Origin of the sequence: Parasutterella muris, from assembly GCF_009767915.1 — a bacterium.
In the GTDB taxonomy this organism is placed as follows: domain Bacteria; phylum Pseudomonadota; class Gammaproteobacteria; order Burkholderiales; family Burkholderiaceae_F; genus Parasutterella; species Parasutterella muris.
Genome location: NZ_WSRP01000022.1, coordinates 18,312 through 44,748, shown reverse-complemented (window position 1 = coordinate 44,748; position 26,437 = coordinate 18,312). Strand labels below are relative to the sequence as shown.

Annotated in this window: 19 protein-coding genes; 12 read left to right on the top strand and 7 right to left on the bottom strand. The window is 45.7% G+C overall.

What is annotated here, in order from left to right; translation table 11 throughout:
• Nucleotides 1-563: 563 nt before the first annotated feature.
• Together E5987_RS07960 and E5987_RS07955 are read right to left on the bottom strand one after the other, a co-directional pair.
• Entirely contained in the window at nt 564-1,853 is a 1,290-nt protein-coding gene (locus tag E5987_RS07960; RefSeq protein WP_160335567.1) for a citrate transporter, read from the bottom strand.
• Between the two features lie 54 nt (nt 1,854-1,907).
• On the bottom strand, nt 1,908-2,855 hold the full coding sequence (locus E5987_RS07955; RefSeq protein WP_160335566.1) for a carbon-nitrogen hydrolase family protein: 948 nt from the start codon (nt 2,853-2,855) through the stop codon (nt 1,908-1,910).
• Nucleotides 2,856-2,948: 93 nt separating this feature from the next.
• On the opposite strand from E5987_RS07955, the gene E5987_RS07950 reads away from it, so the two are divergent.
• The 4 genes from E5987_RS07950 (at nt 2,949) to E5987_RS07935 (ending at nt 6,922) form a co-directional block, all read left to right on the top strand.
• Nucleotides 2,949-3,878: a LysR family transcriptional regulator gene (locus tag E5987_RS07950; protein WP_160335565.1), complete on the top strand. Its 930-nt coding sequence runs from the start codon at nt 2,949-2,951 to the stop codon at nt 3,876-3,878.
• Between the two features lie 182 nt (nt 3,879-4,060).
• Complete coding sequence (locus E5987_RS07945) at nt 4,061-4,333, top strand: YtxH domain-containing protein (protein WP_160335564.1); 273 nt, start codon at nt 4,061-4,063, stop codon at nt 4,331-4,333.
• Between the two features lie 35 nt (nt 4,334-4,368).
• Nucleotides 4,369-6,489 (top strand): heavy metal translocating P-type ATPase, encoded by a 2,121-nt coding sequence (locus tag E5987_RS07940; RefSeq protein ID WP_160335563.1) that lies wholly within the window; start codon nt 4,369-4,371, stop codon nt 6,487-6,489.
• The gene (locus E5987_RS07935) at nt 6,473-6,922 is read left to right on the top strand and encodes an HMA2 domain-containing protein (protein WP_160335562.1); all 450 of its coding nucleotides are present in this window, start codon (nt 6,473-6,475) and stop codon (nt 6,920-6,922) included. Before E5987_RS07940 ends, E5987_RS07935 begins: the two co-directional genes overlap by 17 nt.
• Nucleotides 6,923-6,970: 48 nt before the next feature.
• Here the strand turns inward: E5987_RS07935 and E5987_RS07930 are convergent, their stop codons facing one another.
• Nucleotides 6,971-9,565: a response regulator gene (locus tag E5987_RS07930; RefSeq protein WP_160335561.1), complete on the bottom strand. Its 2,595-nt coding sequence runs from the start codon at nt 9,563-9,565 to the stop codon at nt 6,971-6,973.
• Nucleotides 9,566-9,786: 221 nt separating this feature from the next.
• On the opposite strand from E5987_RS07930, the gene E5987_RS07925 reads away from it, so the two are divergent.
• Together E5987_RS07925 and E5987_RS07920 are read left to right on the top strand one after the other, a co-directional pair.
• Nucleotides 9,787-11,628, top strand: a complete 1,842-nt coding sequence (locus E5987_RS07925; RefSeq protein WP_160335560.1) for a TrkH family potassium uptake protein — start codon at nt 9,787-9,789, stop codon at nt 11,626-11,628.
• A gap of 9 nt (nt 11,629-11,637) precedes the next feature.
• Complete coding sequence (locus E5987_RS07920) at nt 11,638-12,333, top strand: potassium channel family protein (protein WP_160335559.1); 696 nt, start codon at nt 11,638-11,640, stop codon at nt 12,331-12,333.
• Between the two features lie 169 nt (nt 12,334-12,502).
• Here the strand turns inward: E5987_RS07920 and E5987_RS07915 are convergent, their stop codons facing one another.
• The 4 genes from E5987_RS07915 to E5987_RS07900 form a co-directional block, all read right to left on the bottom strand.
• A complete protein-coding gene (locus E5987_RS07915) occupies nt 12,503-12,835 on the bottom strand; it encodes a cytochrome c3 family protein (RefSeq protein WP_160335558.1) in 333 nt (110 codons plus the stop codon).
• A gap of 61 nt (nt 12,836-12,896) precedes the next feature.
• Nucleotides 12,897-14,489 (bottom strand): FAD-dependent oxidoreductase, encoded by a 1,593-nt coding sequence (locus tag E5987_RS07910; RefSeq protein WP_160335557.1) that lies wholly within the window; start codon nt 14,487-14,489, stop codon nt 12,897-12,899.
• 118 nt (nt 14,490-14,607) lie between these two features.
• Complete coding sequence (locus E5987_RS07905; protein WP_160335556.1) at nt 14,608-15,225, bottom strand: response regulator transcription factor; 618 nt, start codon at nt 15,223-15,225, stop codon at nt 14,608-14,610.
• Entirely contained in the window at nt 15,218-17,038 is a 1,821-nt protein-coding gene (locus tag E5987_RS07900) for a sensor histidine kinase (protein ID WP_160335555.1), read from the bottom strand. The genes E5987_RS07905 and E5987_RS07900 overlap by 8 nt, the downstream gene beginning before the upstream one ends.
• Nucleotides 17,039-17,740: 702 nt before the next feature.
• On the opposite strand from E5987_RS07900, the gene E5987_RS07895 reads away from it, so the two are divergent.
• The 6 genes from E5987_RS07895 (at nt 17,741) to E5987_RS07870 (ending at nt 26,436) form a co-directional block, all read left to right on the top strand.
• The gene (locus E5987_RS07895; RefSeq protein WP_160335554.1) at nt 17,741-18,724 is read left to right on the top strand and encodes a tyrosine-type recombinase/integrase; all 984 of its coding nucleotides are present in this window, start codon (nt 17,741-17,743) and stop codon (nt 18,722-18,724) included.
• Nucleotides 18,725-19,116: 392 nt separating this feature from the next.
• Nucleotides 19,117-20,769, top strand: a complete 1,653-nt coding sequence (locus E5987_RS07890; protein ID WP_160335553.1) for a bifunctional metallophosphatase/5'-nucleotidase — start codon at nt 19,117-19,119, stop codon at nt 20,767-20,769.
• A gap of 648 nt (nt 20,770-21,417) precedes the next feature.
• Nucleotides 21,418-22,602, top strand: a complete 1,185-nt coding sequence (gene trpB, locus E5987_RS07885) for a tryptophan synthase subunit beta (RefSeq protein WP_160335552.1) — start codon at nt 21,418-21,420, stop codon at nt 22,600-22,602.
• Nucleotides 22,595-23,368, top strand: coding sequence for a tryptophan synthase subunit alpha (gene trpA / locus E5987_RS07880; RefSeq protein WP_160335551.1), 774 nt, complete (start codon nt 22,595-22,597; stop codon nt 23,366-23,368). Before trpB ends, trpA begins: the two co-directional genes overlap by 8 nt.
• Before the next feature lie 198 nt (nt 23,369-23,566).
• Nucleotides 23,567-24,463: a DMT family transporter gene (locus E5987_RS07875; RefSeq protein WP_160335550.1), complete on the top strand. Its 897-nt coding sequence runs from the start codon at nt 23,567-23,569 to the stop codon at nt 24,461-24,463.
• An 89-nt stretch (nt 24,464-24,552) separates the two neighbouring features.
• Nucleotides 24,553-26,436, top strand: a complete 1,884-nt coding sequence (locus E5987_RS07870) for a lipase family alpha/beta hydrolase (protein ID WP_160335549.1) — start codon at nt 24,553-24,555, stop codon at nt 26,434-26,436.
• Nucleotide 26,437: the final 1 nt, after the last annotated feature.

The window sequence follows — 26,437 nt, the reverse complement described above, 5'->3', positions numbered from 1 at the left end:
TAAGAGAGGCGGAAGAGTTCTGCCTTAACAAAGGTAAAAAATTTGAAAGAGTAGAACTGAAAAGTGAAAATGATGGACGGTTCAACTATACGAATGCACACTTGATTTTCAGATGCAATTGACTCTACAAGATCTGTTGAAGAAACAGATCTTGCGATATCGGCAAGATCGAATGTTGTCTGGACAGTGTTTCTGAGGACCGGGGAAGGAAAGGCTTGCCATGTGGCTTACGCTTCTGCGGACTGAGCGACGTTTCTCTCTGATTAACAAGAAAGCCGGAGCATCCTTTGTCGTACACATGAAAAGCGTAGCGGGGCTTTCGCTTATTAAGAAGAAATATTGTAATTCAGATGATTGCGGAGGCCTGTGACCGTAATAATTCTGCTGAAATAATTTGCTCCACGCAGCGGTGAAGGGAACACGCTAAAGCGATTTCGAAAAATTTCGATTTTATCAGTAGCCGGCCGGCACGCCTCGCCATTCCTGACGAATCCCTATGCGAATAAAAGAGCAGGCCGTCCGAAAGACAGCCTGCAAAAGGAGGAAGGATTATTTATTTCTTCTTAGAGGAATGTCAGTGCTGCGACAATACAGCCTGCGACAACGAATCCAAAGAGATAGTTCGGTCTTTGGAACAAGTTGGCCTTCACTAAGTCAGAACCGGGAACAACAGGGATCACAGTATTTAAGCCGGAAACCGGACCGCCTGTCAGGTAGTACTGACCAATATTGGCCCCAGCGATGGCGGCAACGGAGCTTGCCATCGGATCGGCTCCTGCAGTCAGCACGACGGAGAGAAACGGAAGCAGGATTGCAGAAGAGGCTGCAAGGCTCTGCGTGATGATGCCGGTGATAATTGAAATCAGGAACATCAGAAGCTCTGGCGAGTAGGCGAGCAGCGGTTCAAAGAATTTCGCAATGGTGTCCACGAAACCCGTATTTTTAATCACGCCGGACATGAAAAGGAAAACAATGGTCGCGATGAAAGGCACAGCGATCATTCTGACGCCTTCAATCATCTCTCCCTGGCTCTTCTGAAGATCACGACGAGCAAGTAAAGACGTCAGCAGTGCGCAGAAAAAGCACACGATGAAGATCGGAGCTCCGCTTGAAGCGGCGACAATAAGGATGATGAACGGAGTGAATGCAATCCAGGAAGAAACATTTGCTTTTTTGTCTTTATTGAATTTATCGAGAAGCTGCTTAATCTCTTCGGCGCTCATTTTTTTAACAAATCCTTCCTTTCGAACGTGTGTTCTCATCCGATACCAGGCTATGCTCATAACCGCGGCGGCAACCACGAACCCCCAAACGTTTACCATGCCGTAGCCGATCCCGGAAATTGCCAGAATGCCGACAACAGTCGGGTGCGAGAAGCCGGCTCCGCAGCCGAGAATGTTCGCGTGCTGCAGCGCACCGGCGGCTTCATTCCTATCCACTCCGAGCTTAATAGCGGCAGGACCTGCGACAACGCCGGTAATAGCGGCCTGAGTAAAGCCCACCATCATGCCGATACCGCCGGCGACCGCTGCTGCCGCAGTGATAATTCCGGGACCGCCTCCAATATAGTTACCGGCTTTAATAATATCTCCGATGATGACATGGAGAAAACCGGTTGACTGCATAATGCCTATAAAAAGAAGAATGCCGCCCATATCAATTAGTACGGGATTTAAACCGCCAATCAACAGGCCTTTAATGGTTACAGGGTCTGCGCCGTAAAGCGGAATTCCGGCCAGCAGAGCTGCAATCGTGGAGCCGACAACTGCGGTGATGTACATCGGCGTTTTGCCGATAATCATGAGAATGAGCGTAACTACGACAACAATCTGAGCAAGTATCACGCCGGTCATATTTGTCTCCTGAGAAAATGGGCACGTCTGAGACGTGCCCGAACATGAGGTTTGTTATTTAGAGATCACTTCAGTGACGACGGTCTCAACAACGGTTTTTTTTGGTCTTGTATCTACATGCAGAGAGAACACGTCGGGACGGGCGTAGTGACCGGAAACATCCATGTCATACTTTGCTTTGACGATGTCCTCGAGATCGATCTCAGCACTGACCAAACCTTCTTTGTGATATAGAGGTCCGGCAAGTACCTGCCCCATCGGGTCAACGATGACGGAGCCGCCGCGCATCAGTTCTTCATCGTCCTTCCAGTGTGGAACGGTTTTGCCTAAGGCTTCCGGAGACGGTAGGTACTGGACAGCGGTTACCACAAAGCAGCGCCCCTCATGCGCGATGTGTTTCATTGAGTGCTGCCACTGATCGCGGCAGTCGACCGTCGGAGCGCAGTAAACCTCTACTCCTTTGGCATACATGTAGGAGCGAAGCAGCGGCATATGATTTTCCCAGCAGATGCAGGCGCCGACTTTGCCGGCTTTTGTCTGCACAACCGGAAGTGTGGACCCGTCTCCCATGCCCCAAACGAGTCGCTCAGATGCGGTTGGAAGAAGCTTTCTGTGTTTAGCGGCAAGTCCGCTTTCGGGGTCGAAGAAGAGCGCGGAGCAGTAAAGAGCATGGGGAGTCTTCTCAATGCATCCGACGACTAAGGAAGCTCCAGTGCGAGCAGAAAGAGCGGCGAGTTCCTCGCATTCAGGCCCGGGAACGTCAATGGCGTTTTCGTAGTAGGCGGCAAAGTCGGCACGTCCTTCAGGCAATCGGTACCCTAGATATGCACCAAAGATTTCTCCTTTCGGATATCCGCCGAGAAGAGCCTCGGGCATCACGACAAGTTCAGCTTTCGAATCAATGATTGCCTGTTCGTAAGACATGATTTTTTCTAATGTCTTGGCTTTTCCTTCGATAAGATCACTTCCGATTTGAAGCGCCGCAACTATATGTTTGCTCATGATTTTCTCCTTTAGAATTAGATGGATGAGGGCTACAGTTAAGATTTTCTGACTTAAGCTGACTTGCGAATACGGCGAGGAGAAATAAGAGATATGAACGAGATTAATATCGATTCAATTGATTTAAATTTAGTCAGAGTCTTTGTTGCTGTATATGAAGAAAAAAGTGCAACAAGAGCCGGACTACGGCTTAATCAAACTCAGTCAGCCGTTTCCGCTTCTCTGGCGAAGTTAAGAACGCTCTACAGCGATCCATTGTTCGTTCGAAACGGAAGAGGATTGACGCCGACTTTATTTGCGAATCAGCTCTATCCAACACTTCGTGAGATGCTGGAGCGTTTCTCGCAAACCTTTGAACTTTTTTCAAGCCGCTCGGGGCTTTTCAACGGCAGGACGATCACGATTGGAATGTCCGATGATTTCGAGCTGGCGATGGGGTCTGACATGGTCGAACTCGCCAAACGCATTCCGACTTGTACTCGATTGAGATTTGTTCAAACCAATTCAGTTTTAGTGGAGGAGATGCTGCTTTCCCGATCGATAGATCTCGCTGTGACGAGCGGCGGCACACGAAGCGACAGTGTCTGTTCTGTAGAGGTCGGAAGCGGAAATTATGGATGCCTGATCGATCCGAATACATTCGGTACAGCCGACTGGAATTTGGAGACTTATGTTGATCGGGGCCATATTTTGGTGTCCAGCGGAGGTTACTACGGTCTTGTGGACGAAATCCTCTCGTCGCTTGGAAAGAAAAGGCGTGTGCTGGTTTCTACGTCTCATTTCAGTGCAATCCCTGCTTTATTAACAGGCACGAATGCCCTGACAACCATTCCTCGTCACGCCGCTGCGGCTATAACGAAATTTTCTGCGCTCAAGCTGCTCGAACCGCCGATCCGATTTCCAAACTATCCGGTAAACCTAAGCTGGCGTAATTATTCAAGAAAAGATCCGGTTCTTCTGGAATTGATTGAAATATTCTCCTCGAACCTTAAAAGTTGTCTTTTTGAAAGTGCCGGAAACTAGATACGGGTGCAGGTCAAATATAACGGAGAGCTATAACATAAAACTATTAGTTCTCTTGCTCAAGTTGAGAAAGAAAAGGGTAATATTGTTTGTAAGCATCCTTAAATACGTGTCCGTATATCATCATATAGGTAATTCTACTAGGTTAAAATGAGGCGATTATTTCTGATTCGGAGCAATAAATGAGCGACAAAAACATTCTTTGGGGTGTAGTAGCCGGAACAATTCTCGGTGCCTTTGGTGCATCTCTGATTCAGCGCGGTTCTCTGCGCCCCCATACAACAAAAATTCTTTCCTACGGCTATGACATCAAAGACATGCTCGTAGAAAAAGCGGAATCGATTAAAGAAGATTGTGAGGATTTGGCGGCAGAAGCGAAGGAGCAGTACGAAGACCGTAAAGAGTCGAAGAATAAACCCGATACCTCTGACGTTAAAGTCATCGATAAAGAGTAAGGTTCTTCGGCCTCAATAGGCTGGAGGTTATTACTATGGGGTTCAAAATTGTTTCTCAAACTCGGAGAAGGGCCCGTTTTCGTTCCGACTTTAAGTTCGGCTTTGATGCCGGCAATTTAATCGCGGACAGAATTGAGGTCATCCCGAATGTTGAGGGTGTAGAAGTTAATCCGAGGACAGGGAGCGTTCTTGTTGTCTTTTTCGGACATAAGGCGCTCAAGGCTGTTGAGCATGTCTTGTCCGACAGCGAGTACGAAGTTCGTACAATGCCTAAAACGATTCCGACGGGTACAAGTGTCATCTCGGATGTGACGTTTTGGCCTTCATTAAGACTGCTTTTCGGTTCTTTCCTGCCGTTTCCTTTGCGGCTTGGGATGTTTATTTCCGGAACGAAAGATATCTTTTTTGACGGGTTTAAACAGCTCTTCAGAGGCAAGATCACTGTTGAAGTTTTAGATCTAAGTTCTGTCGCGATCGCGTTAGTGATGAGGGATTTCAAAACTGCGGCAACAACTGCTCTGCTTCTCGGCTTGGGTGAAAGCCTTGAAGAGTGGACGCGGCGCAAGACGATGGAAAATCTAACCGAGTCCTTGGCAGTTAATGTTGACACAGTATGGATCCGCAAAGACGGTGAAGATTTCGAAGTTCCGTTCTCCTCTTTAACGAAATACGACATTCTTGTAGTCAGAGCGGGCAGCGCTATCGCGGCTGACGGTGAAGTAGTTGGCGGGGACGGTATGGTGAATCAGGTTTCCATGACTGGTGAGCCGCTTCCGGTACACCGCACAGCTGGGAACGTTGTATTTGCCGGTACAACAGTGGAAGAGGGCGAACTTTTAATCAGACCTACCGCAATCGGCTCTGAAAGCCGTCTTAATAAGATCGTCGAATTTATTGAAAACAGTGAGAAGACAAAGGCAGGAATTGAGGCAAAAGCTATGCGGCTTGCGGATACGATCGTGCCCTATAGCTTCTTACTGGCTGGAGTCGTTGGCGCGGTGACAAGAAACTTGGCTAAGGTTGCTGCCGTCCTGATGGTTGATTACTCATGCGCGCTGAAACTGGCAACACCGATCGCATTTCTCAGCGCGATGAAGGAAGCGGCAAACCACAAGATTTTGATCAAGGGAGGTAAGTATCTTGAAGCCTTAGCTCAGGTTGACACGGTGGTATTTGATAAGACCGGCACTCTGACGGTTTCTTCTCCGAAAGTGTCGTGCGTTGTACCTTTGGATTCGAAATGGTCCGAAAAAGAAATTCTGCGCATGGCGGCATGCTTGGAAGAACATTTCCCGCACCCTGTGGCTCGCGCTGTTGTTCGCGCCGCAGCGGAAAGACACTTGCAGCATGAAGAAGAACATGCCGAAGTCGAATACATTGTCGGCCATGGTATCGCATCTAAACTGCACGGAGAAAGACTGCTGATCGGCTCGCGTCATTTTGTGGAGGATGATGAGGGCGTGGATTGTTCTTTTGCTCAGCCTGAGATCGACAGAATTGCCTCGAAAGGGCATTCAGTTCTTTATTTTGTGGTCGGCTGCACGTTAAGCGGTTTGATTGGCGTCGAGGATCCGATTCGGCCTGAAACGAAAGATGTCATTCAAAATCTGAAACTTCTGGGTATCAATAATATCGCGATGATTACCGGAGACGGTCCGAGGACAGCAGCGAACGTTGCGCGTCGTCTTGGTATTACGAAATATTTCTCGCAGGTTCTTCCGACAGGGAAGTCCGACATTGTCCGCAGAATGGAAAATGAAGGAAGAAAGGTCTTAATGATCGGAGACGGCATTAATGATTCTCCTGCACTCTCAGCGGCAACTGTCGGTGTAACGCTTTCTGACGGGGCGGATCTGGCAAAAGAAGTCGCTTCGGTTGTCTTACTGAACTCTGACTTGACGCAGCTTCCCGTGGCGATTGAGCTCGGACAAAAGACTTATCGGCGAATCGAAGAAAACTTCCAGATTACGATCGGACTGAATTCGACATACCTGGCCGGCGGCCTTTTAGGGCTGATTATGCCTGCGACCGGAGCTGTTCTGCACAATGTCACAACGCTCGGCGTCGCATGGAACGCACAGCAGCCGAAGTTGGCTGAAAAATACGATCAGGAAGAAATTCTGGAATTGGAGTATAGCGATGAAGCGCTTGAATAATTTTATTGTGAGCGATACTAAGGGACGCATGCGTCTTCGCGTCCCGGCTCTTAAGAATTTAAAAACAGCTGAACGGATGTTGGAAGAGCTTAAAACTCTTGAAGGTGTCCGTAAGGCTGACGTGAACCAGATTACTGGTTCTGTTTTGCTTGAGTATGATCCCCACACTTTTGAAAGAAGGGGTTTAGCACATGTTTTTAATGAGGTTGTTCCTCATGCAAAACCGCTGCCGACTCTGTCTCATAGGACGAAGAAAATGCTGCGCAGCAAAGAGATGAGACTTTTTGAAAACAAGGGTATGCTGGTATGCGGTTTAACCTCATTAGCAGCTCTCGCATTCAAAGGATTCAAACTCCACACTGCGGCAGGAGCGGTCTTTGTTGCCCTTGCCGCACTTCATACTTATCGCTATCGAAAGAATATGCTTCGGTAGCTCCTGTCTGAATGAGGTTTCTGCCTAGCAGAAGCCTCAAAAACACTTCTATTCTTTATTTTTTGGATCAGTTCCCAAATATTTTCCCAATACCTGATAGAGCCTTTTGAGTTCCAGCGGCTTGGAAATATGATCATTCATACCGGCTTCCAAAGATATTGAAACATCTTCAGAGAACGCATTGGCGGTCATGGCGACGATTGGAATCTCTTTTGCGTCTTTTCTATCGAGTTGACGTATTTTCCTTGTAGCTTCCAGTCCGTTCATTTCCGGCATCTGAATATCCATAAAGATCAAATCATAGTACCCGGTAGGACGCTGCTCAAAAGCTTCAAACGCTTTTTTCCCATTTGTCTGAACTTCAACCTCATAGCCAGCCATATCCAGAAACTCTTCTGCAACTTCAGCATTAAAGACGTTGTCTTCTGCCAGCAGAATACGTTTTTTTATGGTCGGATGATGCGCGGGCTGCGTTGCCTGCTTTTCAGTTTCATTTTTTCTATTAACGTCGTTTGCCTTCAGGCAGTCATAGAAGGAAGATGTGAAGAAAGGTTTAGCGATAAATCCGTTAACTCCGGCTTCTCTCGCTCTCTTTTCAATTGGTGACCAATCATAAGCACTGATAATGATGATGAGAGTTTCAGGTCCGACGATTTCTCGAATCTTACAGGCAGTTTCCTCTCCGTCCATTTCCGGCATCTTCCAATCAAGGAAGCAGACGTCAAACGGGTCTCCTTCTTCCAGAGACTGTTTGATCTTTTCGATTCCTTCTCTGCCGCTCAATGCAAACTCAGTCTTTTGTCCAAGCTGGCCTAAAAGCAGACACGCGTGTTCACAGGTATCTTTATCGTCATCAACAACAAGCGCTTTTAACTCTCTCAGCCCCTCGTCATGTTCAGCCGATTCATCAGTTAATCCGAAAGGAATATCTACGGTAAAAGTTGAACCTTTACCAAGTTCGCTTTTTGCGAAAATCGTCCCTCCCATAAGACTGACAAGGTTATAGGTGATGGCAAGCCCTAAGCCGGATCCTCCGAACTTCTTACTGATATCGCCAGAAGCCTGCTCAAACGGAAGGAATGCTCGCTGAAGAAATTCTTCATCCATTCCGATACCGGTATCAGAAATTTCGAATTTTAAACGAACACGGCTAGGACTCGTAGCTTTCTCGAACATTCTCATACGAACACTGCCGCCTTCTGGAGTAAATTTAATGGCATTGGCGAGAATGTTGATCAGAATTTGATTCGTTCGAAGAGCATCTCCAACAAAAGACTCATGCTTGACTCCGCTCATAGTGACCTCAAAATTCACACCTTTGCTCTTGGCTTGAGGGTCAACAAGATTCATTAGATTGTGAATTGCATCCTTTAGATTGAACGGCTCCTGAGACAGCACAAGTTTATTGCTTTCGATCTTAGACATATCAAGGATGTCATTAATGAGTCCAAGCAGATGCCTGGACGCCTGCATGGTTTTTGTCAGACAGTCTCTGACTCTTTCCTTATTGTCGAGTTTAGCAAGTGCGATTGTCGTCATACCAATGATCGCATTCATGGGCGTACGAATCTCATGCGACATATGCGAAAGAAATTGGCTCTTTGCGCGGCTGGCATTTTGTGCAGACTGAAGAGCGTCGCCCAATGTCCTCTGGTACTGAATTTGTTCTGTTTCATCTACAAGCGACACGACAAACCAGCTGGATTCTCCCGCTCTCATCGGATAGACATGCAGTTTGTAGGATCTGGAGCTGCCGCGTAGTTCAACCGTACGTGGAGCAAAAGATGAAGCAGCAGAGTCGGTTAGGCACTTTTGGAGCCACTCGTTATCTTTATCATTCAGCATCTGAAAAAAAAGATTCTTATCTTTTAGGATGTTGGTGTGGTTAATACCGAGAATTGCCTTGGTGTTAGCGCTGACAAATTCAGGTTCACCTGTGCGAGTGAAGATGATATAGACGTCGTTCACGCTAGCGCACAGAAGATTAAGAAGCTTTTCCCTCTGCAGGATTCGTTTATTCCACCTAGTGACTTCATTGGTCTCGCTGTAAATAAAGAAAATCAGGAATAGACCGAAAACAATAGTAAAAACAACGATATATACGATAATTTTATCTGCATGCTCATGAATTTCCTGCCCTCGTTTATCTGCCCCATCCGCAATGATGTCAAGTGCGTCGTCAAGGCGGACAAAGGCCGGTTCTACGATCTGGCTATAGCGGGTAATGATGTTTACGACAGTCGGATCCTGTCGTGTCATCTCGATCAGCTCACGACGCTTTGCCTGTAGGCTGGATAACGCTTCCTTTAAATTGCTTAATTCTTCAGAACCACCTCTGTATTTTTTTTCAATGATCTTAATGCTGTTTTTCTGAAGTGCTTCCTGAGATTCCAATGTGCTTTCGATATCCTCCGGAGCTAAATCTGTCGATGCGAACACAACCGGCAAAATACTTCTGAAGTCATACAGGCGACTCTGCATAATTCGCGCCTGTGAGGAAACTGTATAGGGATAATCGTAGATATCTTGAGTGTATTGATTCACACGCAGGAGGAAGAAGACGGTCGTCAAAACATAGAGTGCGACAACGCTGCCAAGTACGACCGCACGATTTCTCGCGTTGATTATTCTCTTTGTCGGCATAATTCAGATCAACTGCCAGGGGTTCGTATTTCTATGCATTTCGTTATTTTAGTTCAGATTGACGACCTCTTCATACAACTTCTCCTATTTTTACCTCAGCTACTTCGCTTATCTCTCTAATGCTCAGTCTGAGATTTCTCCTCAGAGGACAGCTCTATGTGTCTTTAAGATAAATCGGATTTAATTTGATATGGGAATCATCTCTACGTGATTCGGCGTATATGCCAAAGCATTTGTCTCATTTGGAAAAGTCCATCAAGAGGGCTATTTGGAAGCAGAAAAACTCTTCGGTTCATAAATCTAAGGACCTGTCGTATCGGCTTGCGAAACTAGATTTATTTTTTTCAGTGATCACAACACTGTCGTCGCTGTTTTGCCTCATTGGAATTGCTTTCTTTTTTGGAATAAATTCGGGAGATGTTTCTGATTGGATTCTGGCTGCTCTGCATTGCGTCTTATGCCTTTTTACGTTGAACATTCTTCTTGGCTACATTTTTAGTTATGACACATATGTGAAGAAGGCCGGTGTTCTGAAATGGCTCGTTAACTTCCTCATACTGATTAATGCAGCGGTCCATTTCCTACCGCCTCTTCCTTCGCCTTTTCATTACCTTCAGGCCAATACTTTTCTCTTTGTATCACTAGCCGGCTATTCCATTATTTTTCTTAGTGCAAAGGCCCTGGATGCCGCTCAAAGTTATCGCTTAAATCCGACGCTCATCCTCGCTTCAAGTTTCCTTGTGGTGATTGCTTCAGGCACTTTCTTACTGATGCTCCCAAAAAGTACAAGAGAACCGCTTGACCTGATAGATGCCCTATTTATTTCGACAAGTGCGGTGTGTGTGACAGGACTTTCACCCGCTGATATCTCGCAAGTCTTTACAAACTTTGGGCTCCTAATACTTTCCTGCCTTATTCAAATCGGAGGGTTAGGACTGATTACGTTTACCAGTGTTTTTGCGATCTTCTATGCCGGTCAGACTTCTATCTACAACCAGCTACTGATCAAAGACATGGTTTACTCAAAAACCATGGATGCTTTGCTCCCAACCCTACTTTATATACTTGGGCTTACATTGATGATTGAAGCGATCGGCGCAGTCCTTATCTATTGGTCGGTACCTGCTGTTCTCTTTTCTTCAAATTATGAAAGAGGCGTATTTGCTGCTTTTCATGCGATGTCTGCCTTTTGTAATGCAGGTTTTTCAAATGTGAAAGACGGCCTGAGTAATCCGGTTCTGATGAATGGGAGTCAGTTTTTTTACTTAGTGATTTGTTTTTTGATGTTCATGGGATCTATTGGTTTTCCGATCCTGATTAATTTAAAAGACAAACTCGTTGCAGCCGTGAAACAGAAGATTGGATTATCTTTTCAGGACGAGACGAAAACGAGGTTTGATCTTAATACCAAGCTAGTCCTAATCCTCTCTGCGGTCCTAACAGCAACAGGGGCATTTCTTTTCTTTATTTTAGAATTCAACGGAGTACTGAAAGATCTTCCATTCTTCTCAAAGCTTGTTCAATCGTTATTTAACTCGATTCTGCCTCGAACTACTGGCTTTGCTTCGGTAAATCCGGCCGATTTCCATTCAGCGACTATCCTTATGATTTGCGTCCTTATGTGGATAGGAGGCTCATCACAATCAATGGCTGGTGGCGTTAAAGTAAATACGATCGCAGTGCTTTTATTAAATCTTAAGAGTTTGATTTTTGGAAGCCGCAACACAAGTGCATTTAATCGAACTATCCCACATGACTGTGTCATGCGTGCTTATGCTGTTGCATCGTCATCCGTTTTGGCAATCCTGTTCTTTGTTTTTTCACTTATGTTGCTTGAGCCTGAGCATTCATCTCAAGCTATTATTTTTGAAGTGATTTCTGCAATTTGCACAGTCGGTTCTTCTCTTGGACTTACGCCGAATCTTTGCTGGGAAAGTAAGGCGCTCTTATGCTGCGCCATGTTTTTAGGGCGTGTAGGCTTGCTGTCGGTGATGATTGGGCTCTTCTCCGGCAGATGCTATTCCGAGAAAGTCTTCCCGGATGAAAATATCATCATTAACTAGGAGTATTACATGCGTTATATGATTATCGGTTTAGGGACTTATGGACGTGAGCTCTCTATCAATCTTGCGCTTCACGGGAACGAAGTTATCGGCGTCGACAACCAGGAGTCCAACATTGAAGCAATAAAGGATAAATTATCAACTGTCTACCAGCTCGATTCCTGCGACGAAAATGCACTAAAAATGCTTCCCTTGAGGAATATGGACGTCATTATTGTGGCGATCGGTGAAGATTTTGGTGCCAGTCTGCGTACGGTGGCGCTTCTTAAAAAGATGGGACTAAAACATATTTATGCGCGAGCAATTGATAACCTTCATGAGTCCGTATTGGAAGCATTTAATCTGGATCGTATCCTAGCTCCGGAGAAAAGGGCTGCGAAAGACCTAACATTTGAGTTGGCTTTTGCCGCAAACTGCACCTCTTTCAATATCAGTGATGATTACATTATTTTGAAGATGAGGGTCCCGGAAAGATTTGTTGATCATAGCTATCGCAGCATGAATCTCTCAAGGTTCGGTCTTGTACTGCTGTCGGCTGTGCGGAAGGTAACTGAAAAAAATGTCTTGGGCCTTCCCTGCAGGAAAGAAGAAATACTGGACTTGGAGCGTCGAACGATGGAAGAGAAAATCCTGCTGAATGATGAAATTGTTCTGATGGGAAGCCGCAAGAACTTTACGGATTTTCTGCTCTCTGTTAAGGAATAAACAAGGGGCATAAATCTTCGTCCTCTTTAAGCTTTTTACGAGGATTAAAGCTTTTATATGAAGCGGTATGCTCGCAAGAACGACATTTTGATCCAATAAGCAGAAAAGCATGGAGTTGAAAAAATGACCGCATTTATGCGGTCGACCAAGGAGAACTTCAAAAGATATTTTATGGAACCCGAATATTCTTAAATTCGTGACATTCGTCACAGGCTAGTACCGGCTTTTTATGGCCTCTGTGACACTGACCGCAGTCAGGGTCTTCAAGGTGGGAGTCATGCGGATTGATGTCGTTCTTATCGGTACGTGCTGCAAGCTTTTCATAGCTTCCGTGACAAGAGAGACAATCCTTGGAGGGCACCTGCTTGGGAGGCATCGTTTTGTGGCAGGCTTCGCATTTTCCCAGACGTTCCATATGACGATCAGCCAGTAGCTTGTCTGCCGCAGAGGCGCTTGCCGCACAGAACATCGTGAGAAGGAAGAGCATGAGGTATTTTTTCATTATTTATCTCTGAGTTGGGTTCCTGCCAAAAGGAGCCTTTTGGCAGGATGATCAAGTTTGATTATGACCAGGGCTTTTCCGCAGCTACTGTCTTACCGGCAATGCGACCGAATACGCAGGCTTCTGAATTATTTGTGGCACCCTGATAAATATGACCCCACATAGAACCGAGTTCACCTGCACTGTAAAGACGCGGAATCGGACGATTGAACGGATCAAGAACCTGACCGAGTTTATTTCTGCGCGGACCGCCCTGTGTGTTCAGGATTGTCGGATAAAGCTCAGCAGCATAGTAAGGACCTTCACCGATGGGACGGGAGACGATCGGGGCTTCGCGGCCTTCAAATGCGACTTTGCCTTTCTTTTCCAGAGGACGGCCGAAATCTTTATCGGCTCCGGCTTTGATGTTTGTATTCCAGCGTTCAACTGTAGCAACTAGATTTTCTGCAGGAACGTTGATCTTTTTCGCAAGCTCTTCAATTGTCGGGGCAGAAACGATGACGCCCTTTTCAATTTCAGCCGAGTTGTCTTTAGACCACTTGTAATTTTCTCGATTCAGTGCATAACCAGAAGTAGCACCTCCGATGATCGGACCGCGCTTACGGGCTTCTTCATCAAAGATGACAAAGCAGGGAATTCTAGGGTAACGATGTTTGATCGGGTCGAGCGCATTGACCGCATAAATGCAAGTATGATTATCGAGTTTTTCGTTGGTAAAGCGTTTGCCGTCCTGATCTACGTAAATATGAGAAGGAGCAAGCATATTGATCTGCAGAGCTGTTTCCAGACCCGGAACCACTAAACCGAGCGGGCAGGAAAGAGCATTCATATGCCAAAGATCAGCACCGGCAGCCTGAGCCATTCTTACGCCGTCGCCGGTATTGCCAGGATGCCCGAGGCGATGGAACTTCTGACCCATAGTGTGGTTGGAAAGCATCTTATCGTTAAATTCGAAACCGCCGGTTGCAAGGACGACGCCTTTGCGGGCTTTAACTGCCTGTTTTTTACCTTCGATTTCAATCCACGCACCAATCACCTGACCATCTTTTTGAATAAGTTCTAGTCCCTTTGCGTTGTAAACAACGGGAATCTTTCTGGCTGTTTCAACCGCATAGCGATAGTTATTGAAGAGCATGTCACCGCCGCGGGTCTTCTGTCCTTTCGGAGTACGGAAACGCCATTTATCGATTGCGTCGGATTCAGGAATGTTCTGGAAACCCGCATGACCATAGATATAGACTTTCTGATCCGGAGCGAGAGACAGAAGGAATTCTTTAGACTTCATTGCTTCGTCAACAAACGCTTCAAGAAGTTCAGCATCTTTTTGAGAGTTCGCAAAGTCGTAGGTCTTATCGAGGTAAGCGATCGCTCTTTCGCGATTATTCGGGATCATCATGCCGCCGGAAGAAACAGCTGTGTTGCCGCCGCCCTGGGCACATTTTTCAAAAATGACAACTTCAGCGCCCGCATCTTTTGCTGTGATAGCTGCAGAGGCGCCAGCACCGCCGTAACCAAGAATGACGACGTCAGTTTCCCGATCCCATTTCTGAGGAATTTCGCTGACGGCAGCGTGTGCGAGAGAACCGAGCGGAAGAGCGGCCCCAGTTGCAAAAAGGCCTTTGAGGAATGAACGTTTAGATAATTGAACTGTCATAATTTTCTCCGGGATTGACACTTTTGTTAAGGCTTGCTTCTGCCTGATGGAGAAATTATTTTCCGAGAGACTACCTAGGTAGTTTGCGTTTACTCAACATTCAGTTATTTTTTTCTGACTACTCGTTTTCCTTGATCGCAGAAATCAATTGGTTAAGCTCCGCCATTGTGTGAATCTGCAGCTTTTTCAAACCGTTTCCCCGGTGATTTTCAATCGTTCTCACTGAATTACCAAGGCGTTCTGCGACCTCCTTGTTCATAAGACCGGCAGCAACAAACTTCAGAACTGTTTTTTCTTTTTCCGTTAGGGCATCCCAGCGCCGACGCGCTTCAAAAATATCGAAACTGAGTAAAGAGTAGCCTTTTGCTGACTTCCTCGCGCAATCGGCTACGACCTTGAGAAGTCTTTCCTGATCAACCGGCTTTTGTAGGAACTCAATGGCTCCTGCCTTCACCGCGGATACGGCCATATCGATATCGCCATGGGCTGTTAAGAAAATGATCGGCAGATGAATGTGTCGATCGTTCATCTCTTTTTGCAGCTCAAGCCCTGTCATTCCCGGCATTCGAATATCACTAATTAAGCAGCCGGTGACTGAAGCTGCATCATTTCTGAGAAAATCTTGGGCGCTACTATAGGTTTTTACCTTCCAGCCCTCACTTTCCAAAAGAAATTCCAAACTTTCCAACAGATCTTCATCGTCATCAACGACTCGAATACACGCTTTCTCAGCCATTTTCATTCGCTCCGCAGCTCGGAATTAAAACTGTCACGGTTAATCCGTTTGGTACATTTCTTTTAAAGATAAGCTTCCCGCCTAAATCCTCCGCTAAGGATTGGACAATTAAGAGACCAAATCCGAGGCCATCCTCCTTGCTTGATTTTTGAGAGTGGTTTTCAAGAGTTTTCCACATCTCCTCACTAATTCTCGGACCGTTATCCGAAACGCTAAGTACGATGTCCTTATCTTTCGCTGAAATTTCTAAGAAAATTTTGGGCGACGCTTGATTATGAACCGCTTCAAGCGCATTATTGAGAATATTCAATAAGATGATCTGAAGTTCTATCTCATCACACTTCGCACACTGCGGCGCTGAGGCGGAAGAAAAACTGATACAGCCGGCTTCAGGAGATGATTTTTTTAAGTCTACAACTACTGCAGAAGCAACAGACACGATATTAATTTCCTCTCGAAAACGATCCCCCTTAGCATAGGATCTGACCTTATCGATAATTTGCGTGGCTTTTTGCATCTGTTTATTAATTTTTTCCAGAGAAGTATCCAGGAGCGCCGGAGGAAGGTCATTTCTCTCCATTCGTCTTCTCAGGGTGAAGCAATAGTTGCTCGCTGTGGCAAGAGGCTGTTTGAGTTCATGGGCTATCATTGTTCCCATCTGTCCCACAACGCCTGAAGTCTGTATTTTATTAAGACGCTGCCGAATCACATTGGCTTCCTTAGCGAGCTCCTTTTCACGTTTAAGAGAGTAAGTAAGCTGACTAGTTCGTTTGATAACCAAGACATTTACGCGAACAACGTGCAGGAGCAAGCCGAAGAACAAGAGAGCAGCGAATATAAAATAATGGCGGTATTCTCGGATGAAACGTGTCAGATCAAATTTCCGTAAGTATTCATAAGGACCGACCTTTAGGTCCAGAAAAAGCTTATCGACCTTTGTGAAATCAGTTGCCACGCTCCAGTGAAGGTTATGGGCAATGGGCGGCATATCCAATAGCGCTGCTGAAACAACCCTGCTGATCTCAGGTGGCGTATTTGGCGTCGTAGACAGTGTCCAATTTGGATAAAGGTCTGTAGAGTGAAGACATGGGAACTCCTCTCCGCTTGGCTTTGCTCCAATAATTTTCAGCTGATTTTGCTCAAGTAGGCCGGAGTATTCCAAGAAGCAGGCTCTGGCGATGCCAACGTCTGCTTTTTTATCTAAGACAGCCTGTATGGCAGGATATGCGTCATGACCAAGAAAAAGGGTTTTCTTAAAGAAATTATCCGGAGCGAACCCTTGTTTTAGAAGCTCACCCATTGCTATTTGCCAGCCCGAGAAAGCATATGGATAGTTAGCTGAAGCAACCCTACCTTTTAAATCTGCAATGGTTTTAATGTCTTCGCGATCTCTTCTGACAAAAAACACAGAGCCGTCAGCATAGTTAGGATTAGGTGCCAGATCGGAAGCTACGGTTGCTAAATCCCTCAAGCCTGTTCTCTCGATAACGAGTCGCCGAAAAGCGCCAGCAGACGTCAATACAAGGTCCAATTCTTTGCTCTTTACCGCATTCGTAATACCAATAAGATTTAGCCTTTTAACAACAAGTTTGTTGTTTTTAAGCGCTTTTTGAAGTGTTTTGATAGTATCTTCAATAATAAGCTCATTAATATTATGGGATGCAAACTCACTTATCCCAAGCGTGACCGTTTTTTGATTTTGTTCCGTGGCACAAAGTGACGATTGGAAACCTAAGGTAACAATAAAGGTTGTAAACAACGATGATAAAAGAGCCTTGATCGAGGTTCTTATGCCTTGAGAGTTGCGGTTCACTATTTTCTTCCCTATTTTTGTGCATTTGTGGGTTGATTAACGGCTAGTCTCTATCTAATGAGTTATTGAACCTCTTTTTGTAAGTGTCTGATAACGATTTTACTTTAGATCGAGCCGGTCTGGTTCTTTCATACAAGAATGTCATGAAAGGATGAGTGACGGAGTGACTGACGTATAAGATAATTCACTGTCAGTGCTCTAATTTCTAACTATCCCAACTAATTGACAGTAATATCTCATCATCTTTTGTTAACTATCGTCATCTTTATTAAATTTCTTATTTAGAAAAATCATTATCAATTAAATGATGTATACAGTTAACCGAAGTTAGATATTAATTATTGAAATTTAAGATAGACCGAATCTTCATTGTTGCATGAATTGAACTGGGCCGACTGATGTATTTCCCTGTGCTGTATGTACGCTTTCGGTAGCTCAAATGACCGTATTGATCTGTAGAGCATTTACCACTCCTTTATCACAGTCACGAACTTCATTGCTGAAGATATTGTTGAAACGGCTTCCTTATAAAACTTACTTGGTGCTCTCTATGAGAATTTGATTAGTGACGACGCTTCCGAGTTCGAGGCCTGGTTACTAAAACAACCTCCCTATTTTCCAAAAATTTACAAATTATCGATTTATTACTCTATTTCATATAATATTACTTATAAGAAGTAAAGATAAATATTCGGGGCCTCTATGGAAAAATCCCTTCTAGTTATCGGAGACAAGAATAATTTTGGAATCAGCGTTCCCGAACCTGCTGAAACGATTGATGTGGCTGCTTTTTATCTGGCAGGATTTCGATCAGTAAACTCAATACGCTGTTTAGAAAGCCGACTCAATGTCATGGCTAACTTGATTGGTTTTAACAATTGTCATGAAGTACCTTGGGGATCACTTCGGCTGATCCATTTCAGAAAACTCATTCAGATCATGAGTGAGCTGAAAAATGAAAACGGAGGTCAGATTTATACGAGCTCCTCTCTGAACTCATATATTTCTGCCATTCGGGGAATCAGCGAGGCTGCATGGTCCCTTGGGCTAATGACACAGGAAGAAACAGCGCGCATTAGACAAATAAAAAAATTCAGAACCAAACGTATAACCGTAGGACGTGAACTAAGTTTAGAAGAAACTGCTGCATTGCTCGACAATAGCTCAGGGCCCAAAATTTCAGAAATCCGAGATCACGCAATTCTTGCCATCCTCATCGGAACAGGAATACGGCGCGCTGAAATTTCTTCAATCTCTTTTGAGGGATATGACCGACGGCAAGGCTCGTTAAAAATTATCGCGAAAGGAGATAAGCAAAGAAAAGTTTATATGCCGAATGAAGTAAGACAGGCGCTCGATCAATGGATCGATGTTCGAGGCAGTCAGACAGAAGGACCAATCTTTGTCAGAATTAGACGATTTGGCGTCATCGATACAAAGGCTCCGCTGACACCTGAAGCTGTCGGACTGATTGTTCAAAAATATACAGCTCTTGCCGGCATTACAGACAAAGTGACACCGCATGATCTCAGACGAACTTTTGCAACACGGCTTATTAAGCAAAATGTTGACTTAGTCGCTGTACGAGATTTGATGGGACACGCCAGCGTCGTCACAACTTCGAATTACGATAGAAGAGGAGAAGAGAGGATTATTGAAAATATTCAGAAGGTTAAATTGAGATAAATGGTCCGCCATAAGAGCGCAAACCGAAACAACCCAAGAGTTAAAAATAACGGAAGATAATGTAGTCTGCTTCATCCGGCTGTGGTCACAAACTTCGGCATAGCGTCTAATCCTTTAATTTTTCTTTGCCATTTAACTTTATTAATACTCTGACGAGTTGGGGTTATTCATTTGAATCAACATACCTCTTTTTTCTCAAAGCTTCGGACGCCAAAGCGGCTGCATTTCCAAGCGCAAACTTCCGACAACAGCTATCAAATTTGCAACTGGCTTCAATGGATTTAGTTGTAAACGAGAAAATAGTAATTACTCCAAACCGCAGGTTTTTGGTAAATTATCGTTTTAAATTTGGCACGCTTCATCACAAAGATTCCGCCAAAGCAGATCGTTCAATGCATAAAACTTTGACTAACTTAGACTCCGCTCATGGATTAGCAGCCGTCTATAAGCGAACCTGTCTTCTGCTTCTCTTTGTGCTTTTTCTCTCAGGCTGCGCTCTTCATCCTTCAGTCGACAATGGACCGGAATTAAAAATACTCCATACTAACGATATGCACTCGCATTTTGCCGGAAGCAAGAGTGACAATGCTTGTCTTCGGGAAGAAGGCTGTACCGGCGGTTACGGCGCTATTGCGGCTTATGTAAAACAGGCTAAAAAAGAAGACCCTGAAACACTTTTCTTAGATGCAGGTGATCAGTTTCAAGGTTCATTACTCTACGTGAACGGAAAATCACAGTTCGTTAGAAAGATCGATAATCTCATGGGGTTTAACTATGCAACGCTGGGCAACCATGAGTTCGATGAAGGCTGCGAAAAGCTTCTGGCATTTATTAACACGGCTAATTACCAGTTTCTGGCAGCGAACTTAAAGCCGGAAGACGGCTGTGCGCTTAGAAAAGCAAACATCAAACCGTACGTCATTACCGAATACAACAAAGAGAGGGTTGGCATCATCGGTATTGCAAATCCCGATGTTGTCAGCGAATCCATCGCCTGCAGACACACGAAATTTATTAATCCGATACAAGCCGTCCGCTCTTCTGTACAGGAAATTCAAAAAGCCGGCGTACATGTCATTATTGTGCTTTCTCATATGGGCTTGCCTTTTGATAAAAAGCTGGCTTCAGAGGTCGCAGACATTGATATTATCGTTGGCGGACATACTCACGATTACATCGGCCCGGGATCAAAAATAGGGGGCTACCCCATTGTTGAAAAGTCTCCAAACGGAGCCCCGGTTTTGATCGTGACCACGTCCGGAGAAGCAAAGTATCTTGGAAATCTTTCCGTCAGATTCGATAACACCGGCAAGCCGATTTCTTGGTCTGGCAGTCCGATGCTGATGGGAAAAGCCGGCGGGGATAAAGAGATCACACAGATTATTGATGAGGCGGCTGAGAAAATTCAAAAAGAAAATTCCGTTATTGTCGGTGAGAACCGAGTTAGAGCTAACGACGGAATAGAAGCATGCCGACACGGGGACTGTTTTTCTACCTTTCTAGTAACGCGTGCAATGCTTGAATACGCAAAGAAGAACGGAGCATCCATTGCACTGATTAACGGCGGAAGTTTCCGTGGATCAATACCGGTCGGGACAGTAACAAAAGGAGATCTGGATAACCTCCAGCCCTTTCAGGACATATTGGAAATCAAAGAATACACCGGGCGAGAGCTTCTCGAAGCGGTTGAGCGCGGTGTCTCAGACGAGGGCGGCATAGGTCCTAGAATTTTGCAAACTGCGGGGTTAAGATATTCTTACGATCCTACTGCTGAAGTCGGTAAACGTGTCATCTCTGTTGAGGTTCAAAATCAGAAGGGACGATGGGTGCCGATAAAGCTCAATCGCAGGTACACGGTCGCACTGAACACCTTTCTGGCATCCGGAGGAGACGGACATAAGGCGCTTGGCAGCGGAAAAGTTGTCAAAAAAACAAATGTTTTAATACCGGAACTTTTTGCCAAGTGGCTGACAAAGAACTCACCGGTTTTGGATCGACCGGAACAAAGTATTACCGCAATCACGGGTGCAAAAGCTGAACGTTAGGGGTTTTACATACCCAAAAAAATTTCTGTCAGAACTTTATTTTTCTAAATTTTCTTTGATATTCTAAAAATAGAAATTAAACCTATGAAGCGAAAGTAAAGCTTGTAGTGCACTCACAGAGAGTCCGTGTAGCTGAGATACGGGCAGGACGCATACTTGCATAATGGGTCGCTGAGGGCGCAAGGAAAGGCTGCATACAGCTGAGTATTCTGCGACGTAAGGCATACGTGAGTTGCCGGAAGTATGATGGTACTTCGCAGAGTGCATTTGCCAAAGTGTATTTGTAACGCTTGAAGCAGATGAATCCAAGGTGGCACCGCGAGCGAATCAACGCCCGTCCTTGAATAAGAGTTTTGTTTTTTAACGAAAGTTTTTATTCGAGGACGGGTTTTGCGTATCCGCCTCGAATAAATCGAGGTGAATATCGATGCTGAAATTTAGATCTAATCTGTGCCGAGAAGCCTTCCGCTCCGTCCGTGAGCGCGCCAGAGATTCTCTATTCCCTAAAGAAGCAATAGCGGCCCTAACCCGTACTTGCTTTGTCTTCAGTCGTGACCCTTTGCCGCAAGAGGTTTTATCCACGACTTCTCCTGCAAGAGTTTTACGCAGATGATCACCAAACTTACTGATAGAAAAAAGGAATTCAAAATGCAAAAAGGACGATTTGGAATACACGGCGGACAGTACGTACCGGAACTTCTAATGAGCGCTCTTGAGGAGCTCGAGGAGGCTTACGATCATTATAAAAATGATCCAGAATTCAACAAAGAACTGCAGGAGCTGCTGAACGAATATGCGGGAAGACCGTCCCGTCTTTATTTCGCAAAACGAATGACCGAGGATCTCGGCGGCGCAAAGATTTATCTTAAACGCGAAGATTTAAACCATACGGGCGCGCACAAAATCAACAATGTTTTAGGTCAGGCGCTCCTTGCTAAGAAAATGGGCAAAACCCGTTTACTAGCTGAAACCGGTGCGGGTCAGCATGGCGTGGCAACAGCAACCGCTGCAGCTTTACTCGGTATGGAATGTGTTGTCTATATGGGTAAAGAAGACACGGAACGTCAGGCTTTAAATGTCTATCGTATGAAGCTTCTCGGCGCAGAAGTCATTGCCGTGACATCAGGAACAGCCACCCTGAAGGATGCGGTCAACGAGGCACTGGGAGAATGGACTTGCCGCTTGAAAGATACCCATTACTGTTTGGGTTCAGCTGTCGGCCCTCACCCGTTCCCAACCATGGTTCGCGATTTTCAAGCAGTAATTTCCAAGGAAACTAAGGAGCAAATCCTAGAAAAAGAAGGCAGGCTCCCTGATGCGGTTATTGCCTGTGTCGGCGGCGGAAGCAACGCGATCGGCGCTTTCTATAACTTCATCGAGGATAAAGAAGTACAGCTTATCGGTGTCGAAGGGGCAGGAAGAGGAGTTGATACAGCGGAGACAGCTGCGACCATTTGTACAGGACGCACCGGAATCTTCCACGGGATGAAGAGTTATTTCTGTCAGGATGAATTCGGACAGATTGCTCCTGTTTACTGTATCTCTGCCGGACTGGACTATCCCGGCGTCGGGCCTGAGCACTCATATCTTTACGACAGCGGCAGAGCTCAGTATGTAGGTATTACAGATGACGAGGCTGTCGACGCATTCGAGTATTTATCCAAGTGTGAAGGCATCATTCCTGCAATTGAATCGTCTCATGCGGTCGCCTACGCACGCAAACTTGCACCGACTATGAACAAAGACCAAATCATCGTGATCAACATTTCCGGACGAGGAGACAAGGACTGCGCCGCTATCGCCCGCTACAGAGGAGAAAACATCCATGAATAATATTGCTCAGACTTTTAAAAACGGCAAAGTTCTCATTCCTTACATTACGTGTGGAGATCCTGATTTAGCCGTGACAGCTGATGTTATCAAGACTGTCGATCAGACAGGGGCCGACATTATTGAACTTGGTATTCCTTTTTCTGATCCGGCCGGAGAGCCTCCGATTGCCCAAAGAGCCAGCGCTCGGGCACTTAAGGGCGGCGTAACCACGGATAAAGTGTTCAGCATGGCTGAGAAACTTCAGTCCGAAATAAAAGCGCCCTTTGTCATCATGACTTACGCTAATGTGGTTTTTGGCTATGGAACAGAACGCTTTTTAAAAAGATGTCAGGAAACCGGAATTAAAGGGCTCTTACTTCCGGATGTACCTTTTGAGGAAAAGGATGACTTTGCTCCGCTCTGCAGAAAATACGGAGTCGAACTAATTTCAATGCTTTCGACTTCCTCAGGAAAGAGAGTCCCAAAGATTGCTTCCGAAGCTGAAGGATTCCTTTACGGTATTGCCGCACCAGATGCGACGAATTCTGAAGAGGATGTCTGCTCAAAGCTCAAAGCAATGGTTTGCGAAGCAAAGGATGCCAACCCGCAAATCCCCTGCTGCATTGATGCAAACGGGCTTGAGTTGGAACAGATTCAAGAGGTTCTGCAGTTTGCTGATGGAATTGTCATCGGAGCTCCGCTGCTTCAGCTGCTGGAAGAAAAAGGAGCTGAAGCGGTTAATCCAATCCGTGAATATATCGGTCGACTGAAGCAGGTGATGGGATAACCTGACATCGCGGGCGCATTCAGCGCCCGCTTCTTCTGTTCTCATCCTCAACCGCCTAATTCGATAAATCATCCGATAGGCGCCCAAAAGCCTTCTCGGCCTAAGAGATATACAGAAACTTTATACCCAAAAAATAATAATCGTGTGCCTTTAATCGTCCTGCGAGCCCTATAACTCCATTCATAAGCGGAGGTAAAAATGAATATCGGGACAGTCGGCGTCATTTGCGGAGTTTTATCAGGATTCTTTTGGGGCACGATGGACATTGCCTCTCAATATCTTCTGCATACGGCGAAACTGACCCCGGCACCCTTTATCTCGCTGACAATGCTGCTATCCACGGTGCTTCTCTTTGCGGCTGCTTTGGTTCGTTCTCCGCAGGAAACCTTTGCTGTACTTAAAAGTCCGTGGAATATCGGACAGATGATGATTTTTGGTTTGCTTTTACTGCTCACAGAGGTCAGCTTCTACGTATGCGTGAAATACTCAAACGCGGAAACTGCAGCGGTCATTGCTGCGACACGCCCGTTTTGCATTATGGGACTGCTGATATTTGCTTCTGTCCGCCCTACTGTTTCTCAAATTCTTTGCTGCGGACTGGCTCTTGCAGGTGTATCCCTATTGGCGACGAAGGGAAACTTTTCTGCGATTTCTTTACGGTGGCTTCCTGTCCTAATCGGCTTGGGCGCGCCTTTGTTCAGTGCGGGTTACACACTTCAAAGCCGCGCACTCGTAAGGAAGGTCGGACCGCTGATTTCCATGGCTTGGGCGATGTTGTTTGCATCCGTTCTCAGCAATATATATTTTCCGTTCTGGCAGGTGAAGCTGGACTGGACATTCTTAACCGTTCTCTCTGTCTTTTGGGTCGCCGTCATGGGCCATATTGTCGCCTACATGCTGTACATCATTAGTGCGGGTAAGATTCTTCCGACGATTACTGGTGTTTTAGAAACCGTTGAACCACTGACAGCTATTCTTTTGTCATGGCTGCTTTTCTCACAAAAGATGAATACACCGATGCTGATCGGTGCGTCAATGATTCTGGCGGCTGTCATTTTTCTCGGGTTTGTCGGAAGCAAAAGAAATTTCCAATAATTCCCAAAACGAAAACAAAGAAAGCCGAACATAGCAACTCCAGGAGATTTGCTCGGTACAATCGCTCTATTCTCTTGTTCCTACGTTAAATGAAAGCGTTCATCTGTCTTCTGTTCTGTTTACTGCTCTCGGGCTGCGCCTCCGTTCAGGTATCGAGCATTGATAGTCAGGAATACCTGAAGCAAAGACGCGGTGACGTTATTTCTCAGGGACATTTAAGTGAACAGAACATCACAGTTCTGACCGCTCTTGGATTATCCGACTGCGAAAATAATATCGACACCTGTCTGAAGACGGTCTCCAATAGCAAAATCACCGGCACGGATCAAAAGCTTTCTGCACTGGCGGAGATGTGGCTTTTTAAGGCCATGAAGACTCAGAAAGACGCAAAAATTCGGATGCAGAACAGAGAGTTTGTTGATGAGGAGAATTTAGTCTCTCAGCTGGTAAATGATTATCTTGAGGCGGCTCGATACGCGTACGCTTATCTTTTCTTCTCTGACAGGACTATTAGTAGCCGAGCACTCGAAGACCGTCAAACTCAGGTGAAGGACTACTATAACTTTGCAGTCCAAAACGCTATTGAACAGCTTTACATTGCCGCTAAAGGCAAACCCATTCAATTTCCAATCAGAGAAAAGAATTGGGAAATCTCTATTGCAGGACTCTCCGCTCCGGAACTCAGCCAACCGGATCACATCACAGATATCATCCCGGATACCGTGCTTTCATTTAAAGGTCTCAAGAACCAATACAGTCAAGACGGACTTGGCGCGCGAATGGTTCTTTCGGCAAAGGAGGGTAAAGAGGAAAAAGATCAGCCTTGGCGCCTGATGCCTTACTCCGCGATTACTGCGATGATTTCTTTCCCCGGGAAAAATCTCTCCGAAATTACTCAGACTCATGAAGCGCTAATTACCACGTATGATGCCTCAACGACAGGAAGCATCACGATTGGTAAAACAAGAGTTCCGTTATCTGCGAATTTCAGTGGCGCATACGGACTGTGGCTAGCAAGCTCGGATTTTGCGGTAACTTCGTTTACGAGTATTTTCGGACGAGGTACGATCATTGATCGACCGGCCGTCTTTCTCATGCGGCCTTATCAGAAAAACCTGAGGACAATTATCCTCATTCACGGCTTGGCCAGCAGCCCGGAAGCATGGGTCAACACTGCAAACGAAATTATGGGAGACAAAATCCTTCGGGATCATTTCCAAATTTGGCAGGTCTATTACCCGACAAATGTACCGCTCCTAATTAATCGCTATGAGATCGCTGAGGCAATTAACAAGACGATTGACCACTTCGATCCGAGCAGATCCAACATTGCGAGCCGCGGCATTACGCTGATCGGTCATAGTATGGGCGGTATTTTGGCAAGGCTCTTAGTTTCCAGCTCCGGAGATGTTCTTTTGGATGCACTTGAGAAAAAATATCCTGCGGCCGGAGCAAAGCTCAGTGCGAAGAGCAGTAAATTCTCCTCTATTATCAAATTCGAACCGCTCCGCGGCGTCTCCGACGCAATCTTTTTAGCGGCACCGCATCGCGGAACGCCGTACGCGGATGCATCGTGGGCGAAATACTTAGCCTCTTTTGTGAAGCTTCCCCTTTCTATCGTGAATACAGTGGGCGAGATGGCATTGACTATTTTCGGACGAGAACTTCCAAGAGAAATTTCGATGACCGGCGTTGATAATTTATCGGCTAAGGACCCAACCGTTAAGATTTTAGAGCAGCTCAAAATCTCACCAAATGTAAAATACTTCTCGATCATCGGCAGAGAAAACCCCGAGGGACCTCTCGAAGAATCTTCTGACGGAATTGTCCCTTACTGGAGTTCTCACCTTGACGGCGCTGCAAGTGAAACTGTTGTTGTTTCGGGTCATTCTGTGCAGGAAACGCCTCAAGCCATCTTAAAAATCCGAGAAATTTTAAGAAGCGAAATTATCACTAAGCCAACTGCCAGATAAT

Excerpts from the sequence above, each read along its gene's own strand:
- E5987_RS07925 (WP_160335560.1), top strand. The coding sequence starts at position 9,787 with ATGCCAAAGCATTTGTCTCATTTGGAAAAGTCCATCAAGAGGGCTATT.
- E5987_RS07910 (WP_160335557.1), bottom strand. The coding sequence starts at position 14,489 with ATGACAGTTCAATTATCTAAACGTTCATTCCTCAAAGGCCTTTTTGCA.
- E5987_RS07950 (WP_160335565.1), top strand. The coding sequence starts at position 2,949 with ATGAACGAGATTAATATCGATTCAATTGATTTAAATTTAGTCAGAGTC.
- E5987_RS07955 (WP_160335566.1), bottom strand. The coding sequence starts at position 2,855 with ATGAGCAAACATATAGTTGCGGCGCTTCAAATCGGAAGTGATCTTATC.
- E5987_RS07890 (WP_160335553.1), top strand. The coding sequence starts at position 19,117 with ATGCATAAAACTTTGACTAACTTAGACTCCGCTCATGGATTAGCAGCC.
- E5987_RS07945 (WP_160335564.1), top strand. The coding sequence starts at position 4,061 with ATGAGCGACAAAAACATTCTTTGGGGTGTAGTAGCCGGAACAATTCTC.
- E5987_RS07915 (WP_160335558.1), bottom strand. The coding sequence starts at position 12,835 with ATGAAAAAATACCTCATGCTCTTCCTTCTCACGATGTTCTGTGCGGCA.
- E5987_RS07930 (WP_160335561.1), bottom strand. The coding sequence starts at position 9,565 with ATGCCGACAAAGAGAATAATCAACGCGAGAAATCGTGCGGTCGTACTT.
- trpA (WP_160335551.1), top strand. The coding sequence starts at position 22,595 with ATGAATAATATTGCTCAGACTTTTAAAAACGGCAAAGTTCTCATTCCT.
- E5987_RS07960 (WP_160335567.1), bottom strand. The coding sequence starts at position 1,853 with ATGACCGGCGTGATACTTGCTCAGATTGTTGTCGTAGTTACGCTCATT.
- E5987_RS07905 (WP_160335556.1), bottom strand. The coding sequence starts at position 15,225 with ATGGCTGAGAAAGCGTGTATTCGAGTCGTTGATGACGATGAAGATCTG.
- E5987_RS07895 (WP_160335554.1), top strand. The coding sequence starts at position 17,741 with ATGGAAAAATCCCTTCTAGTTATCGGAGACAAGAATAATTTTGGAATC.
- E5987_RS07920 (WP_160335559.1), top strand. The coding sequence starts at position 11,638 with ATGCGTTATATGATTATCGGTTTAGGGACTTATGGACGTGAGCTCTCT.
- E5987_RS07875 (WP_160335550.1), top strand. The coding sequence starts at position 23,567 with ATGAATATCGGGACAGTCGGCGTCATTTGCGGAGTTTTATCAGGATTC.
- E5987_RS07940 (WP_160335563.1), top strand. The coding sequence starts at position 4,369 with ATGGGGTTCAAAATTGTTTCTCAAACTCGGAGAAGGGCCCGTTTTCGT.
- E5987_RS07935 (WP_160335562.1), top strand. The coding sequence starts at position 6,473 with ATGAAGCGCTTGAATAATTTTATTGTGAGCGATACTAAGGGACGCATG.
- E5987_RS07870 (WP_160335549.1), top strand. The coding sequence starts at position 24,553 with ATGAAAGCGTTCATCTGTCTTCTGTTCTGTTTACTGCTCTCGGGCTGC.
- trpB (WP_160335552.1), top strand. The coding sequence starts at position 21,418 with ATGCAAAAAGGACGATTTGGAATACACGGCGGACAGTACGTACCGGAA.